This is a genomic window from Bradyrhizobium sp. CCBAU 11357 (genome assembly GCF_028128865.1).
In the GTDB taxonomy this organism is placed as follows: Bacteria; Pseudomonadota; Alphaproteobacteria; order Rhizobiales; family Xanthobacteraceae; genus Bradyrhizobium.
On the sequence record NZ_LBJW01000110.1, the window covers coordinates 1 to 14333 of the forward strand.

Here is a 14333-nt window from a genome sequence, read left to right on the forward strand (position 1 = left end):
TCGGCCTCGGTCGCCTCCAGGCCGGCCAGAATCTCCTTGATGCGGTCGATCGAGGACAGGATCACTGTCACCGCCTCGGCGGTGACAGGCATGCCGTCACGGAATTTGCCCATCAGGGTCTCGCCGGCATGTGCCAGCGCTTCCAGCCGCGGCAGGCCGAGGAAGCCGCAGGTGCCCTTGATGGTGTGGACCAGGCGGAAGATGTTATCCAGGATCTTGGCGTTGTTCGGCTCCTGCTCGAACTTCACCAGCTGATTGTCCACGGTGTCCAGGCTCTCGCTGGTCTCCGTCAGAAACTCCCGCAACAGATCATCCATGAAAACAGGCCTTCATACAGGAAGGGCGCGCACGAGGCGTGATGCGCCATTTCGGAATGGGGCCAGCTTCACCGCAAAGCGTTTAATATTGGTTGAGTATGTGCAAAAGAACGGAACCAACAAAGAGATAAGGCGCTCCGGACAAGCCGAAGCGCCTCGTCAAGATTGAATTAACGCTTCGCGAGCGACGCTTCGCGTTTACGAAGCGATAACGATGATGGCTTCGCCGTCCGGCTTGAGCGTCACGGTGAGCCCGCAGGCCTGCGCGAGCAGCCGCGTATAATAAGGCTGGATCGCATGCGCATCCGCAGCAGGCCCGCGCTCGCCGCTCAGGAGCTCGGAGATGTTCTGCGGCAGGCGCGCATTGTGTCCGGTCGCGGTGATGCGAAAGCTCATCGCCTCGCCCTCGCCGACCGGATCGACCGTCAGCATGCCGCCGCGCGGGATCGTGTGCTGGGCGACGACCAGCATGTTGAGAAGCAGCTTGACGCGGTTCTTCGGCAGCAGCAGCCGCGGCAGATTCCAGGTGATCGAGCACTTGCCGTCCTCGATATGGCCTTTCGCCATGGTCTGGGCATCGCCGAGATCGATCTGCGCGCCGGAGGAGCCGGCCGCACCGAAGGCAAGACGGCAGAACTGGAGCCGGGCGGAGGCCGTCTTGGCGCTCTTGCGAATCAGGTCGAGCGCGAACTCGCGGTCCTCGGGCTTGGGATCGTCGTCGAGCACTTCGAGCCCGTTGACGATGGCGCCGACGGGGCTGATGAGATCATGGCAGACCCGCGAGCACAGCAGCGCGGCGAGTTCGAGCATATCGGGAGCAGTAGCGGTCGCGGGCGACGAAGCGTCAGACATATAATGGGGTCCTGGAGGGTTCCTGGAATTGCACGGCGCTGGACGCCGCGAATCACGCATGCTTGACGGATGCTGCGGGTTCTAACATTCGCAAGCCCGGGGCAGCTAGCTTGCGATCGGCTCGGGGCGGCCATAAGCCCAAGCGAATCGATCGGGGCGAATCAGTGGACGAGGAACGATTTTGCCGACAGATGAGGCATGCAGGTGAAGCGGATCATTGACGGAGCGGCCGCCTTTGGCCTGATGGAGCCGCTGACCGCGCTGGTGGTGAAGGCGGGCGAGGCGATCCTCGCCATCAACCGCGCTGCCATGCGGATCGACGGCAAGCAGGATGGCTCGCCAGTGACCGAGGCCGACCTTGCCGCCGACCGCATCATCGCGGACGGTCTCGCGCAGCTCGCGGGCGACGTTCCGACGCTGTCGGAGGAGCGGACCCAGCTCGCTTCCCCGCCGTTTCAGGGCAGCTTCTTCCTGATCGATCCGCTCGACGGCACCAAGGAATTCGTCGCTGGCCGCGACGAATTCACGGTCAATCTCGCATTGGTGACGGAAGGCGTACCGCTGCTCGGCATCGTCTCCGCCCCCGCGCTCGGCCTGCTCTGGCGCGGCATCGTCGGCCATGGCGCCGAACGCGTGAGGTTCAACGGCGCGACGATCGCCGCCGCCGAGCCGATCCGCACCCGCAAGCTGCCGACGCGAGGGGAGCCCTGGATCGCGGCGGTGAGCCGTTCGCACGGCGATGCCAGAAGCGAGGCGTTCATCGACAACAGGCCCAGTGCGGTCAGGATGACGTGCGGCTCGGCCGTGAAATTCGGCCGGATTGCGGAAGGCAGCGCCGACATCTATCCCCGTTTCGGGCCGACCTCGGAATGGGACGTCGGGGCCGGCTGCGCGGTCGTGACCGCGGCCGGCGGCAAGGTAACCGACGGCAAGGGCGGCGAGCTCCGATTCGGCCAGCGCAGCGATACCGGCTTCATCATCCCGGAATTCATCGCCTGGGGCGACCCGCAGGCGGTAGGCTGCTACTGACCGGGCTCGCTTACTGCCCGAGCTTCTCCTGCAGGGCCGGCCAGCGCTTGGCCACCTCATAGAGGAAGCGCTCGGGATCGGCGACGAAGGCATCGCGATTGTCCTCCCGGCTAAACAAATAGAGCCGCTGCGCCACGATCGCGAAGAAATGCGGATTGCCGGCGACGATGACGCCGCGGGCGATGTCGGCCGGATCATAGCCGCCGAACTGCGGTCCGTAGATCTCGGGATGGGCCTGGAAAGAGGCGCGGTTGCCCTCGTTCCGGAAGCGCCAGACAGCCCCCCAGAGGTTCGCCTCGAACTCCGCCGTCCCCTGCACGGCCGCGCCGGCGACGAAATAGGCGACGGGGTCGAAACCCTCGATGGCGACGCCGGTGAAGCGGTTGACGACGATCCGCTCGGTGGTGGCGGCCACTGCCGGCCACCCCGCGCCGACGATCCAAATGCCCGCCAGCAGGCAGAGGCGGCGGGTGATCAAGGCAATTCCGGGGCGCAAAGGGCTATCTTCCTGCCGTTGTGCCGTCATAGTTGCTGCGGATAACATCCGAGTCGAGGGGACATCCGGCGCAACCTAGAGCCGTGCCTGTTGGCGTCAGGTTAAGGAAGCGACCGGATTCGGTACCAGGGGTTCTTTTATGACTTTCGCATCACGCCTTGCTGCGCTCGCGCTTGCCGGGATGATCGGCTGGATCGTGCCGGCCTCCGCCCAGCAGGCGCCGCCGCCTGACCTGCCGCCGCCGCAACGGACCCCGACGCCCAACACCTATGGGCCGGACGAGCTCGTCACCGCCGGCCATCGCTTCTTCGGCAACGTCTCGCGCGGGCTCGCCTCGATCATCGAGAAGGCGGTCAGCCAATGGGGCCTGCCGAACGGCTACATCCTGGGTGAGGAAGGCTCCGGCGCCTTCGTCGCGGGCCTGCGCTACGGCGAAGGCACGCTCTACACCAAGAACGCCGGCGATTTGCGCGTCTATTGGCAGGGCCCCTCGCTCGGCTTCGACTGGGGCGGCGACGGCGCGCGCACCATGACGCTGGTCTACAATCTGCCCGCCACCAATGCGATCTACCAGCGCTTCGGCGGCATCGACGGTTCGGCCTACATCATCGGCGGCTTCGGCATGACGGCGCTCACCGCCAACAACATCGTGCTGGTGCCGATCCGCTCCGGGCTCGGCCTGCGCCTGGGCGCCAATATCGGCTATCTCAAATACACCCCGCGGGCGACCTGGAACCCGTTCTAGGCCCTCGCCCTCCCCACTGCCCACCGATCAAGGTTAACGACAGCGCGGGGCTGGCTTTTTGCCGGCCCGCCATGGCATTGTCGTTGGTGAATTTTTCCTTAAGCTTGGGAGTTCTGGCCCATGGTCGAACCGATCATGTACCTGGCGATCGGTTTCCTGCTCTCGATGCTGTGCGGGCTCGCAATCGTGCCGCTGGTGCATAACCGCGCGGTGCGCCTGACCACGCGCCGGTTAGAGGCCGCCACCCCGCTGTCGATGGCCGAGATCCAGGCCGACAAGGACCAGCTCCGCGCCGAGTTCGCCATGTCCGCCCGGCGGCTCGAGATGAGCGTCGAGCAGCTCAAGAACAAGACCACGAGCCAGCTCGCCGAGCTCGGCAAGAAGAGCGACGCCATCAACCGCATGAAGATCGAGCTCGGCGAGAAGAACGCCACGATCTTCGCGCTGGAAGCGCGCGAGAAGGCGGTGAAGGAGCAGCTCCGCGCCACCGAGGAGGAGTTCAGTGCCAAGACGGAAGCCTTGCGCCAGGCCGAGATCGCGCTGGCCGACAAGCAGGCCGAGCTCGCCAAGATCAACTCCGAACTGTCCGACCGCTCGATGATGGCGGAGAGCCGCCAGGTCGAGCTGGTCGCGGTGCGGACGCAAATCGAGGAATTGAAGCATCGCGTCGGCGATGCCGAGAAGGAATTTGCCGCGACGCAAGCGCGTCTCGCACAGGAGCGCACCGAATCCGAGACCGCCTCGCGCGAGCTCAACGAGGCGCGCGGCCGCGTCGAGAATCTGAGCCAGCGCGTCACCGAGCTCGACCGCCAGCTCATCGTGCAGGTCAAGGAGGCCGAGATGCTGTCGGGCCGCGTCGCCGATCTCGAGGGACGCCTTGCCACGCAGGGCAAGCTGCTCGCCGAGCGCGACTACGAGAACAACCAGCTGCGCCAGGCCAACGAGGCCAACGAGCGCACCATCAAGGAGCTGCGCGTCGAGATCGCGGGCCTCAGCGGCGGCAAGTCGTCGGCTGCGATGGAGCAGCTGCGTGCGGAAAAGGCCACGCTGGAGGAGCAGCTGCGCTGCGCGCGCGACGAGCGCGCGAAACTCCAGCGCGACATCAACGCGATCCAGCAGCAGGCCGAGAGTTCCTGGGCGACAGAGCGGATGGAGAACGCGCTGCTGCGCGAACGCATCAACGACATCGCGGCCGAAGTCGCCAAGCTTGCGATGCAGCTCGAAGGCCCGAACTCGCCGATCGAGGCGCTGCTCGCGGCCGAGGCCGGCCAGCCGCCGAAGCCGGCGCCGCGCCCGGCCAATGACGCCGCGACCAACGGCGCTCCGGCGGCCCGCCTGCCCGAAGGCGGCGGAACGCTCGCCGAGCGCATCCGCGCGCTCCAGGCCCACGCCTCCCGCGCCCGCCAGCAGGGCGCGTAACCGGCCAAAATCCGGCTTCCCTAGCAAATGGCGCGACCTGCCGAAGGTTTTCCGCCCCCGCGACGCCTTCAAAACTTGACACCTTCGGCCGGCACTTCTAAATCGCGGGCTCCAATGTGCCGGCCGGCCGAAAGGTCCGGCCGCCTGCATGATGGTCCCGGGCGCATAGCTCAGCGGGAGAGCGTTCCCTTCACACGGGAGAGGTCCAAGGTTCGATCCCTTGTGCGCCCACCACGCTTCGCCGAGGCTTCGCGTGGCGCAGCCACGCCCGATGGTAGCGAAGCGTGTCCGGCGTAGCTCGAAGAGCGTAGACCGACTGGGGGGCTTGCTTCCGCTCTGTCAAAATTCGAAAACAACCCCATGCACAGTAGACGGCATCAGCGGGATCAAGGGGTTACGCCTTTTCCGAAGTCGCGTTGACTTGTCGGGCAAAACAGGGGCAGAAGGGCATCATCGGCAGAGGCCTTACGGATAGTCGTCGCGGCTGGAGCGGCCGGATGCATCGATGAGCGGGAAGTCGGCTCACGGAACCCGAACCGGCAACCGCTGTTCTGCAACCACACGCACAGGCGGAAAAGAAACGCAGTCCACGACATCGAACATCACGCTGATGCTGCCGTTGAATGACTGCGCGAAAGCGATCGCGTCATCACGCTTTGCGTCGGCGGTTTGTGTGCCGAGCGTGCAATGCGGCCGCCAGTTTCCCGGCCGATAGTGCGGCCGACAAAAGGCTGGATCGATCGCAGCGCTGATCGAAGCATGCCACCGGACGAGCGTGTCATCGAATTCGGGCTCCGCCCAGAGCACCAGCGGCGGACCTGCAAACCAGCGAATTCGCTTGAACGCGACCAGCAATTGCCCTTCGCCTTCAACTGCGCGGAGCATGGTCTCCCACGCGATCTCCGCGGTAACCTCGGGCGCATCATAGATGGCGAATGTAAAATGCGGCCGATAGGCGAGAGCCCTCATCGAAGGCTGGCTCTCAAACGCGGCAACTTCATCCCACAAGGCTTCGATCTGCTTTGCCGAGGGATCGTCGGACCGAATGTTGATAGCCAAAGCCAAGCGCTGTCGCTCCGTGAACCAATAGATTGTCTCACCAGCGACGAAAGAACCATGCCTTTTGTGCGCTAGTGAGCCATGAGAACGGGGATATCCGCGTGCTCCAGGATATGGCTGGTCGCCCCGCCGAATATCATCTGCCGTAGCCGCGTGCGGGTGAAGGCTCCCTTGATCAATAGATCGCAACCGTGTGCCCTGGCGGCATCGAGGACCGCCTCACCAGTTTCGCGCCCCTCCAGCTCGACGCTGATCAAGCTGGCCGCAATGCCATTGTATTGCAGTTGCCGAGCGATCTGACCGGCAGACGGTCCCGGCACCGCTTGGCCGCCGACAACGGTTAGGACCGATACCCTTTCGGCCAGACGAAGCAACGGCATGGCAAATGCGTTTGCCCGAGCTTGCTCGGTGCTCCCGTTCCAGTGGATCATGATGTTTGTTGCGACGCTTCTTGGTGCATTCGACGGCGCCAGCAGAACGGGCCTGCCGCTCTCAAACAGCGCGGACTCGATCGCGCGGCGGTGAGGGCCCGCAGCATCAACGTCAGACCGCGCCATCACGATCAGATCGAAAGCGCGCCCATAACTTCCGACAAAGTCTTCGCCCTCAGGCACGTTTTCCAGCCAGCCGAAGCATGGCGGGTTCGACCCTGCGGTGGCTCGAGGAACAACATGCTTCAGCATGAATGCTTCGAAGAAGTTGCGCATGTCGTTCAGTTCGGCTTCGCTCTTCACTTGATACGAATCCAGGAGAATGCCGGTGGCCAATTCGGCGGCCGCATATTGAGGGATGCCGAACCGGAGTGGAAAACCTTCGATATAGGCGCCGGAACGTCGCGCGATATCCAAGGCCACAGCGAGCGTGGCTGTCATCATCGGAATATTCTGAAGCGGGACCAAGAGCGTCTTCATTTTGAATCTCCGATTTTCGTGACGAACAATGACGGAGGATGCCTGCTTTCAATTGGGGTAGCGTCTGCGAAGTTGCACTTTGCGAGCGATTCAGTTTGTCACAATGGCTGCAATCATGCGGCCTGCTCAAGCCTCGTATCGATCTCCTGGCGCAGCGCCGCGAAGTCGATTGGTTTGGTCAGTAGGTCGGCGGCGCCCTTCTCCAGCGCCTTGCGCCTGGTCTCGGCATCACCGTAGGCCGTGATCATGATAACCGGCACATCGGGGCGGGCCGAGCGCACGATAGGCAGCATCTCCAGTCCGCTCATTCCGGGCATGTTGATGTCGGACAGGATCAGAATCAGGGTGGCATCCGCAATCTCTGCCGCGCGCTGCAATGCCAGGGGTGCCGAGGATACAAACTCCATCAGAAAACGACCGGCGCGCAGATCGCGCCGAAACTGCTGGCGGAACAGGGCCTCGACATCGGGCTCGTCGTCAACGACCATTATATAGACGCTCAACTTCTGCCTCCCGTCTGCAACGGTGCCGCCCGCGTGCGTGGCAGCGTAATGATGAACTCGGTATATTCGCCCGGCTCGGTATCGACCTTGATGCTGCCGCCGTGCTGCTTCACGATGATGTCGTGGCAGATCGAAAGGCCGAGGCCCGTTCCTTCGCCGGCCGGCTTGGTCGTGAAGAATGGATTGAATATCTTCTCTCTGACATCGGCCGGGATGCCGGTGCCATTGTCGCGAATGCGGATTTCGACGGCGCCGCCGAGGTCTATGGTCGTCGCGCGCAGCCTCGGCTCGAAGCCGTCACCGGCGGCGTCCTTTTGCTTGCTTGCCGCGTAGAAACCGTTTGAAACCAGATTGAGGAACACCCGTGTGATTTCCTGCGGATACAGCTCGAGCGCGCCCGCAGACGGATCGAGTTTTCGTTCAAGCGTGATATTGAAGCCGGCTCTTTCCGCGCGGGCTCCGTGATAAGCGAGATTAAGACTTTCTTCGAGGATGGCGTTGATGTCCGCCGCGCGGCGTTCGCCAGACCCTTCGCGGGAATGCAGAAGCATATTCTTGACAATGGAATCGGCACGCGTTCCGTGCTGTACGATCTTTTCCAGGTTACCTCTCAGCATGTGTAGCAGCGCGTCGAGGTCCTGCCTTTCCGCCTCGCCCAGGCTGGCTGAGCGCAGCGCGTCACCGACCTCGTCGGTGAGCTCGGAGGACAGCGCAGCAAAATTGTTGACGAAATTGAGCGGGTTCTTGATCTCGTGCGCAATGCCGGCGGTGAGTTGCCCGAGCGAGGCAAGCTTCTCGGTCTGGATCAGCCGATCCTGCGTATTTCGCAATTCCTCGAGCGATTGCGACAATTCCATCGTGCGCTCGCGGAGTTCATTCAGCAGGCGTGCATTCTCGATCGCGATCACGCCCTGGTGTGCGAAATTGGACACGAGCTCGATCTGCTTGTCCGTGAAGGGTTTGACTTCCTGGCGGAAGATCGTGATGGTGCCAATCAGCTCGTCTTCCTTGAGCATGGGCACGATGACGACGGTCCTTGCGCCGGCAAGGTCGGCGAGCGCACGAACGTTGGGGTTGCCTTCGATATAGGGCGGCTGCGTCCTGATGTCGTCGATATGAACCGTCTGATGCGTCTTCTCGACGGTGCCGAGCCCGCTCGCGGGATGTGGGCGAATGTGCTGGTAGAGCCGGGTATCGACATAAGCCTGCGGCGCGTTGTGCAATGCGACGGTACGAAAGCCGCCTTCCTCGTAGAGATTCATGGTGCCAAAGCCGGCGCCGCAAATTCGCGTCGCATTCTCCAGCATCTTGTGGAAGACCGGAGTGAGTGCGCCCGATGAAGCGCTTATGATTTCCAGCACCTCCGACGTTGCCGTCTGCCGCTCCAGCGATTCATTCAATTGCTCGAACAGACGCACATTGCCGATGGCGATGACAGCCTGATCGGCAAAGGTCTGCAGCAGGGTGATCTGCTTGTCGTCGAATGGGCGGACCTCCATACGACGCAGCACGATCGCCCCCATGCTCTCGCCTTCGCGCAAGAGCGGCACACTCAAAACAGTCCGAACGTTGGAGCGAAGCGCATATTCGCGTCCTGTCGGATATTGTTCCCCCTCGGGCCCGAGCAAGTCGTGCACATGAACGGTGCGACGATCGATAATCGATCTGCCGCTAGGCGATTTGACACTGATCGATCGTCGGCTCCACACCAGGGGAACCTCGCCATGGTGCGCCTGGATGACGATATCGTCGCCATCCCTCAGTACGACCAGCGCATCATATGCCTCGCAGAGCCCGCATGCGCTTTCCACGATCGCCTCGAGCACCGGTCCGACTTCGGTCGGGGAGGAAGCGATGACCCTCAAGATATTGGCGCTGCCGGTCTGGTAGGTCAGCGCCTCGGACAGGTCGCGTGTCCTGGTTTGCAATTGTTCGAAGAGCCGGACATTCTCGATGGCGATCACCGCCTGATCGGCGAACGTGGCGACGAGCTCGATCTGCTTTTCGGTGAAGGGCTGCACGCGCTTGCGGGCGATCACGATCGCGCCGATCGGCTCATTCTCGCGCAGGAGTGGGACACCGAGCGCCGTGCGCTGACCAGCCATCGTGATCGACGCCTGCAGGCCGTATTCGGGATCGGCAGCGACGTCGAGGATTTGCACCGGACGGCGTTCGAGGACGGCTCGCCCCGTGACCGTGCCCCGGCCGGGGGCGATCGGATGAGCCTGCAGGAAGGCGATGTAGTCCTCGGAAAACCCGACCGCTGCTCCGGCCTGATATTCATCGCCCTCGCGGCGCATGATGAAGGCCATGTCCGCTTCGCACAGGCGTGCCGCCGAATCCACCAGCGTGTCGAGCACGGTTTGCAGATCGAAGGTCGAGCGGCTGATCACCTTCAGCACATCGGCAGTCGCGGTTTGCTGCTGGAGCGATTCGGCGAGGTCGCGCGTCTTCGCCTGGACCTCATCGAACAGCCGCACATTCTCGATCGCGATCACGGCCTGATCGGCGAAAGTGGAGACCAGGTCGATCTGCTTGTCCGTGAACGAGTTCACGGTCTTGCGGCCCAGGAATAGCACGCCGATCGTTTCTCCGGACCGGAGCAGGGGTACGCCCAGGAGGGTGCGGTAACCGCCGGCCCTCTGTTGCTCGGGATAGGCATAGTCGGGATCGACCAGGACGTCCGGGATCTGAACAGCCTTGCCGCACAGCAGGACGCGCCCGACCAGGCTACCGCGTCCCGCATTGAGCCGAACGCCCGCCGAGGCCTTGGCCCACTCGGGCGAGAAATTGTAGCGAGTTGCATGATAGTAGCCACCATCGCCATCGTGCCGGACGATTGCCGCCATGTCGGCTCCACACAGCCACGCCGCCGATTCCGTCAGCGTGTCGAGAACCGTCTGCAGATCGAACGCGGAGCGGCTGATGACTTTCAACACATCGGCGGTCGCGGTCTGCTGCTGCAGCGATTCCCGCAAATCGTCGGTACGCGCCTGCACCTCGTCGAACAGCCGCACGTTCTCTATGGCGATGACAGCCTGATCGGCGAAGGTCTGCAGAAGCTGCACATGATGCGGAGCGAAGGCCCCCGGCTCGGCTCGCGTTACGCTGATCATGCCGATCACCACGCCGCCGGTCGCGAGCGGAACGAACAACATGCTGCGAAAGCCGCGGGCGCGCGCGATGAATTTGATGTCGTTCGTCAGCGCTTCAGTATCGGGGGTCGGCACCACCTTACCGGCCTCCGCCCTCGCAAAACTCTCGAAATCGGCGATCGGACGCGGAAACATCTTCTTCAAAGCTTCATCGGCGGCCGGATTCGTCGGCGTGAACGCCGCCAAGTGGGCATTGCCGTCGATGAAGCGGAATACGGTCGTCGAAAAGCCGCCGAGCAAGGCATTTGCGCGCCTCGCGATCGCATCGAAGACCGGTTTCACCTCCGATGGCGAACTGGCAATGATCTTGAGAATGTCCGCGGTGGCGGTCTCGCGATCTTGTGCGGCGCGCAATTCGGCCAGGAGCCGCGCGTTCTCCTGCTGCAAATCCGCCACAACGTCCTGAGGAAGCGCGGCCATGATGAAAATCCACGTCGCCAGCCGGGTCGCGGCCGACGTCAAAATCTAATCAAGAATGTGTCGGGAATTATTCCACCATCAGGTGCTTCCGACCAGAGGTACCGTGAGTTGATTTTCGATCGACTACGCGTCAATTCGCCTATCGTGATCGACGAAAGCGGCGAGTTCCGCAAAATGCCGCTGGAGGCCGCTTGGCTTCGGGTCGGCAGGCCTTGGGGGCGCGGGACCCGAGTGCCGCGAGCGCCGTAGATTGCGTGCTGAAACACCCTAGGAGAACCCCATGGCGACCATATTCATCACCGGCAGCACGGACGGCCTCGGCCGGGCGGCGGCGCAATCGCTGCTTGATCGGGGCCACCACGTCGTGCTGCACGCGCGTTCGGCCGATCGTGCTGCGGCCCTCGGCGGACTCACTTCGCGCGCCCGGGGATTGGTGATCGGCGATCTCGGAAGCGCCGGGGAGACGCGGAGCATCGCCGACCAGGTCAACGCGATCGGGCGCATGGATGCGGTCATCCACAATGCCGGCGTCTACACGCGGCCGAGCCGCGGCGCGACCCCTGAAGGCCATGCCGAGACGCTGGCCATCAACACGCTTGCGCCGTTCATGCTGACGGCCCTGATCGCGCGGCCCGCCCGACTGATCTATCTCAGCAGCGGATTGCACCGCGGCGGAGAGGGCTCGCTCGACGACCTCGATTGGACCAAGCGGGCCTGGAATGCGGCCAAGGCCTATGCCGAGAGCAAGCTGCACGTCGTCGCGCTCGCCTACGCGCTGGCGCAGCGCTGGCCCAACGTCCTCTGCAACGCTGTCGATCCCGGTTGGGTGCGCACGAAGATGGGCGGCGCGGGCGCCCCGGTCGATATCGACACGGGGCAACGGACCCAGACCTGGCTGGCGGTGAGCGAGGATCACGCGGCGCGGGTGAGCGGGCGCTACTGGCATCAGCTCGAGCAGCAAGAGCCGGCCCGTGAGGCGACCGATCCGAGATTTCAGCACCAGCTCATCGGCCAATTGAGCGAGCTGACGGGCGTCGAGCTGCCGGAGGCATAATGTTCGATGTAATCCTCGTCATTGCGAGCGCAGCGAAGCAATCCAGCGGAAAGACTCTGGATTGCTTCGTCGCAAGAGCTCCTCGCAATGACGGCGGAGAGCGGCATTTCACGCCGCGCGCTGTGGCCGCCAGGCCGTGTAGAGACCGATCAGCGTCCCGATGGCGACCAGCGCGGCGGCCAGCAGCACCTGCAATTCGCCATCGTCGGTGGGGCCGATGGACGACACCAGCCTGGTCACGATGAGGAACAGAATGCCCACCGCCGCCGCCGCACCCACGCCGAGATAAGCGAGCTCGCGCCTCAGGCTGCGGCCGAGCAGTCCGAGCGCCGTGAAATACATCGCGCAGGCGTTGGGATGAACGAACAAGGCAATGCGGGCATAGGGGCCATAGGCGTCGAACAAGGACTCGCATCGGCGCAGGGCCGCCTTCGAGGCCACCCGCTGCAGGAACGGCCGGAAGAAACGAGCCTGTCCGTAGCTGAGAACGGCGCCCAGGATGATGGCGAGCCACGCCGCGACGAAGACGGAGCCATCCACTGCCTTCGGACTGAGTGCCACGGACATCAGGATGAGGGCGGTGCCGGGAAAATAGCCGAAATACGGAAAGACCGCTTCCACCAGCACGCAGACGAACATGAAGGCCGGAAACCATGCCGACCCGGTCGCGCCATGGACGATGGCGTTCAGGTCGAAGAGGCTCGTCCTGTAAAGTACGAGGTACATGCACATGGCGAGGCCAGCCAGCGCGTAGAACGGCAGCGCTCCCGACAAAAACCGTCTCATCCAATCATCAAGCTTTGTTTGGCGGAGACGACGGCCTCGCGCTGTTCCGGATCATGCTTTAGGCCAATGGGCTTGATGCTGTCGATGGCGCTCTTTGCCACGCAACCGCACCTGGGTTGGCGCACCCTACGAGATCGATAGAATCTCGATCTCCTGCGCGCCAGAGCCGACGACGTCGCCGACCGCTTTTCCCATCAGCGACCTCGCGACCGGCGCGACGAACGAGATCGAGCCGGCCTTGGGATCGGCCTCGTCCTCGCCGACGATGCGGTAGGTCTGCACCCGGCCGTCGGCGCGACTGAAGCTCACGGTGCTGCCGAAGGCGACGATTTCGGTCGCGACAGGATCAGGCATCACCTGCGCCGTCCGCAAGCGTTCGGTGAGATAGCGGAGATCGCGCAGGGGCACGGCCGACTGCCGGCGCTTCTCGTTGACGTCCTCGATGGCTTGCGCGGCTTCGTAGGCCGCGCGCGCTTCGGCAAGCTGCGTCTGCAGGGCCTTGAAGCCTGCTTCCGTCACGAGGTTCGGATGCGGCGAGATCGGGCGGTCCGGCAACAGCGTCTCGGACGCAGTTTCGGCGCTCTCTTCCTTGGTGAAGGCGACGCTCAATTGAAGATCCTGTCGAACTGTTTCGTTGGCGACGCCGTGTGGCGCCGACGTCCGAGACTATATCTCAAGTTCGACGAAACGGCGGAGCTTGAAGACGAGATCCGGCACGGCCTGACGGAACCGGGTTGCGTTCTGGAAACTGGTCGAGAACGGCGCGAAGGTCAGCATCGCGTTCCAGTGCCGGTAACCATAGACCGTGACCGAAACGCCGGAGTTCGGGAAGTTTTCCAGCTTGCGCAGCTCGCCGAGCACGAGATCCGCGATTGCCTCCGCCGGCAGCAGGCGCTTGCCGTCCCGCGTGGTTGCGATTGGCTCGGCCGGCTTTGTGGCTGCCGGTGCCGCATCGGGCGCGCTTTCGGCCTTGGCCGCGGCCGCATCGGACCTGGACGTCTCGACCGGCTCCACGGGGTCGGCCGGCACAATCGGCGGAACCTCGGCGAGCGGCGGCGGTGCAACATGGTCTGCGCGCTTGTTGCCTCCCAGGATGCTGCTGATCATGGCCACAAGGCCGGCATCCTTCACCTCGTCACTCATCATTCCCCCCGGGTCGAATGATCGGCGGCACCACGTTCGCTCGCGTCGCGCCGCCGTGCGATCCGTTACCGTTTGTCGAACGGAATGTACTGCTGGTACTGCTTGGGCACCGAGCTGCGGTAGCGCGCCGGCACGGTGCCGGTGTCGATCGAATGATCGATCTCCTGCTGCCGGGTCATCTTCTTCTTCGCCGGCTTCTTCGACGCGCTCTTCTTGCCGTCAGTGGGCTGGCCGGACGTGTCGGTGGTCGCGCTCGGCGCTGTCGTCGTCGCAGCCGGCGCAGTGCTTGTCGCGGCAGGCGCGGCGGTTCCGCCCGTGGCTGGAGCGCCCTGCGCCAGCGCGAGCGGCGATTGCACCATGAGCACCAGCGCTGCCGTCGCGGCCAGCAAATATGATTTCTGCATCAGAACCTCCAATATGCCTGATCCGAATGGGCCAGCGTAG

At 63.7% G+C, this 14333-nt stretch carries 15 protein-coding genes and 1 tRNA gene; 5 read left to right on the forward strand and 11 right to left on the reverse strand.

From position 1 onward, the window contains the following. Both XI05_RS30115 and chpT read right to left on the reverse strand, forming a co-directional pair. On the reverse strand, positions 1-317 hold a 317-nt coding region (locus XI05_RS30115), incomplete at its 3' end, for an Hpt domain-containing protein (RefSeq protein WP_271508576.1). Positions 318-515: 198 nt separating this feature from the next. Next, complete coding sequence (gene chpT, locus XI05_RS30120; protein ID WP_271508578.1) at positions 516-1169, reverse strand: histidine phosphotransferase ChpT; 654 nt, start codon at positions 1167-1169, stop codon at positions 516-518. A gap of 198 nt (positions 1170-1367) precedes the next feature. Between chpT and XI05_RS30125 the strand changes: the two genes are divergently transcribed. Beyond that, entirely contained in the window at positions 1368-2198 is an 831-nt protein-coding gene (locus XI05_RS30125; protein ID WP_271508580.1) for a 3'(2'),5'-bisphosphate nucleotidase CysQ family protein, read from the forward strand. A 10-nt stretch (positions 2199-2208) separates the two neighbouring features. Here XI05_RS30125 and XI05_RS30130 read toward each other — a convergent pair whose 3' ends face one another. Then, the gene (locus tag XI05_RS30130) at positions 2209-2694 is read right to left on the reverse strand and encodes a YHS domain-containing (seleno)protein (protein WP_271508583.1); all 486 of its coding nucleotides are present in this window, start codon (positions 2692-2694) and stop codon (positions 2209-2211) included. 139 nt (positions 2695-2833) lie between these two features. Between XI05_RS30130 and XI05_RS30135 the strand changes: the two genes are divergently transcribed. From XI05_RS30135 to XI05_RS30145, 3 genes are all read left to right on the forward strand, one after another. After that, positions 2834-3439: a DUF1134 domain-containing protein gene (locus XI05_RS30135; protein WP_172788390.1), complete on the forward strand. Its 606-nt coding sequence runs from the start codon at positions 2834-2836 to the stop codon at positions 3437-3439. Positions 3440-3559: 120 nt separating this feature from the next. Continuing rightward, positions 3560-4858, forward strand: a complete 1299-nt coding sequence (locus XI05_RS30140; RefSeq protein ID WP_271508585.1) for a hypothetical protein — start codon at positions 3560-3562, stop codon at positions 4856-4858. 159 nt (positions 4859-5017) lie between these two features. Beyond that, a tRNA-Val gene (locus tag XI05_RS30145) sits at positions 5018-5092 on the forward strand. A 288-nt stretch (positions 5093-5380) separates the two neighbouring features. Here the strand turns inward: XI05_RS30145 and XI05_RS30150 are convergent. The 4 genes from XI05_RS30150 to XI05_RS30165 all read right to left on the reverse strand — a co-directional run bounded on the left by XI05_RS30150 (position 5381) and on the right by XI05_RS30165 (position 10906). Then, a complete protein-coding gene (locus XI05_RS30150) occupies positions 5381-5923 on the reverse strand; it encodes a 2'-5' RNA ligase family protein (RefSeq protein WP_271508587.1) in 543 nt (180 codons plus the stop codon). 65 nt (positions 5924-5988) lie between these two features. After that, positions 5989-6828: a universal stress protein gene (locus tag XI05_RS30155; protein WP_271508588.1), complete on the reverse strand. Its 840-nt coding sequence runs from the start codon at positions 6826-6828 to the stop codon at positions 5989-5991. Positions 6829-6941: 113 nt separating this feature from the next. After that, the gene (locus XI05_RS30160; RefSeq protein ID WP_260382285.1) at positions 6942-7331 is read right to left on the reverse strand and encodes a response regulator; all 390 of its coding nucleotides are present in this window, start codon (positions 7329-7331) and stop codon (positions 6942-6944) included. Then, positions 7328-10906, reverse strand: a complete 3579-nt coding sequence (locus XI05_RS30165) for a GAF domain-containing protein (protein WP_442869339.1) — start codon at positions 10904-10906, stop codon at positions 7328-7330. The genes XI05_RS30160 and XI05_RS30165 overlap by 4 nt, the downstream gene beginning before the upstream one ends. A gap of 280 nt (positions 10907-11186) precedes the next feature. Here XI05_RS30165 and XI05_RS30170 point away from each other — a divergent pair, with 280 nt between their 5' ends. Next, positions 11187-11960 carry an SDR family NAD(P)-dependent oxidoreductase gene (locus XI05_RS30170; RefSeq protein ID WP_271508590.1) on the forward strand — a complete coding sequence of 258 codons (774 nt, stop codon included), beginning with the start codon at positions 11187-11189 and terminating at the stop codon, positions 11958-11960. A gap of 108 nt (positions 11961-12068) precedes the next feature. On the opposite strand, the gene XI05_RS30175 is transcribed toward XI05_RS30170, so the two are convergent. From XI05_RS30175 to XI05_RS30190, 4 genes are all read right to left on the reverse strand, one after another. After that, positions 12069-12746: a hypothetical protein gene (locus XI05_RS30175; RefSeq protein WP_271508591.1), complete on the reverse strand. Its 678-nt coding sequence runs from the start codon at positions 12744-12746 to the stop codon at positions 12069-12071. Positions 12747-12872: 126 nt separating this feature from the next. Next, positions 12873-13355: a transcription elongation factor GreA gene (gene greA / locus XI05_RS30180; protein ID WP_271508593.1), complete on the reverse strand. Its 483-nt coding sequence runs from the start codon at positions 13353-13355 to the stop codon at positions 12873-12875. 57 nt (positions 13356-13412) lie between these two features. Further along, the gene (locus tag XI05_RS30185; protein WP_271508595.1) at positions 13413-13889 is read right to left on the reverse strand and encodes a hypothetical protein; all 477 of its coding nucleotides are present in this window, start codon (positions 13887-13889) and stop codon (positions 13413-13415) included. A gap of 65 nt (positions 13890-13954) precedes the next feature. Continuing rightward, positions 13955-14293, reverse strand: a complete 339-nt coding sequence (locus XI05_RS30190; RefSeq protein ID WP_271508597.1) for a hypothetical protein — start codon at positions 14291-14293, stop codon at positions 13955-13957. Positions 14294-14333: the final 40 nt, after the last annotated feature.

Coding starts and splice junctions, on each gene's coding strand:
- XI05_RS30165 (WP_442869339.1), bottom strand. CDS start 10,906: ATGGCCGCGCTTCCTCAGGACGTTGTGGCGGATTTGCAGCAGGAGAAC.
- XI05_RS30190 (WP_271508597.1), bottom strand. CDS start 14,293: ATGCAGAAATCATATTTGCTGGCCGCGACGGCAGCGCTGGTGCTCATG.
- XI05_RS30170 (WP_271508590.1), top strand. CDS start 11,187: ATGGCGACCATATTCATCACCGGCAGCACGGACGGCCTCGGCCGGGCG.
- XI05_RS30175 (WP_271508591.1), bottom strand. CDS start 12,746: ATGAGACGGTTTTTGTCGGGAGCGCTGCCGTTCTACGCGCTGGCTGGC.
- XI05_RS30125 (WP_271508580.1), top strand. CDS start 1,368: ATGCAGGTGAAGCGGATCATTGACGGAGCGGCCGCCTTTGGCCTGATG.
- chpT (WP_271508578.1), bottom strand. CDS start 1,169: ATGTCTGACGCTTCGTCGCCCGCGACCGCTACTGCTCCCGATATGCTC.
- XI05_RS30185 (WP_271508595.1), bottom strand. CDS start 13,889: ATGAGTGACGAGGTGAAGGATGCCGGCCTTGTGGCCATGATCAGCAGC.
- XI05_RS30140 (WP_271508585.1), top strand. CDS start 3,560: ATGGTCGAACCGATCATGTACCTGGCGATCGGTTTCCTGCTCTCGATG.
- XI05_RS30135 (WP_172788390.1), top strand. CDS start 2,834: ATGACTTTCGCATCACGCCTTGCTGCGCTCGCGCTTGCCGGGATGATC.
- XI05_RS30155 (WP_271508588.1), bottom strand. CDS start 6,828: ATGAAGACGCTCTTGGTCCCGCTTCAGAATATTCCGATGATGACAGCC.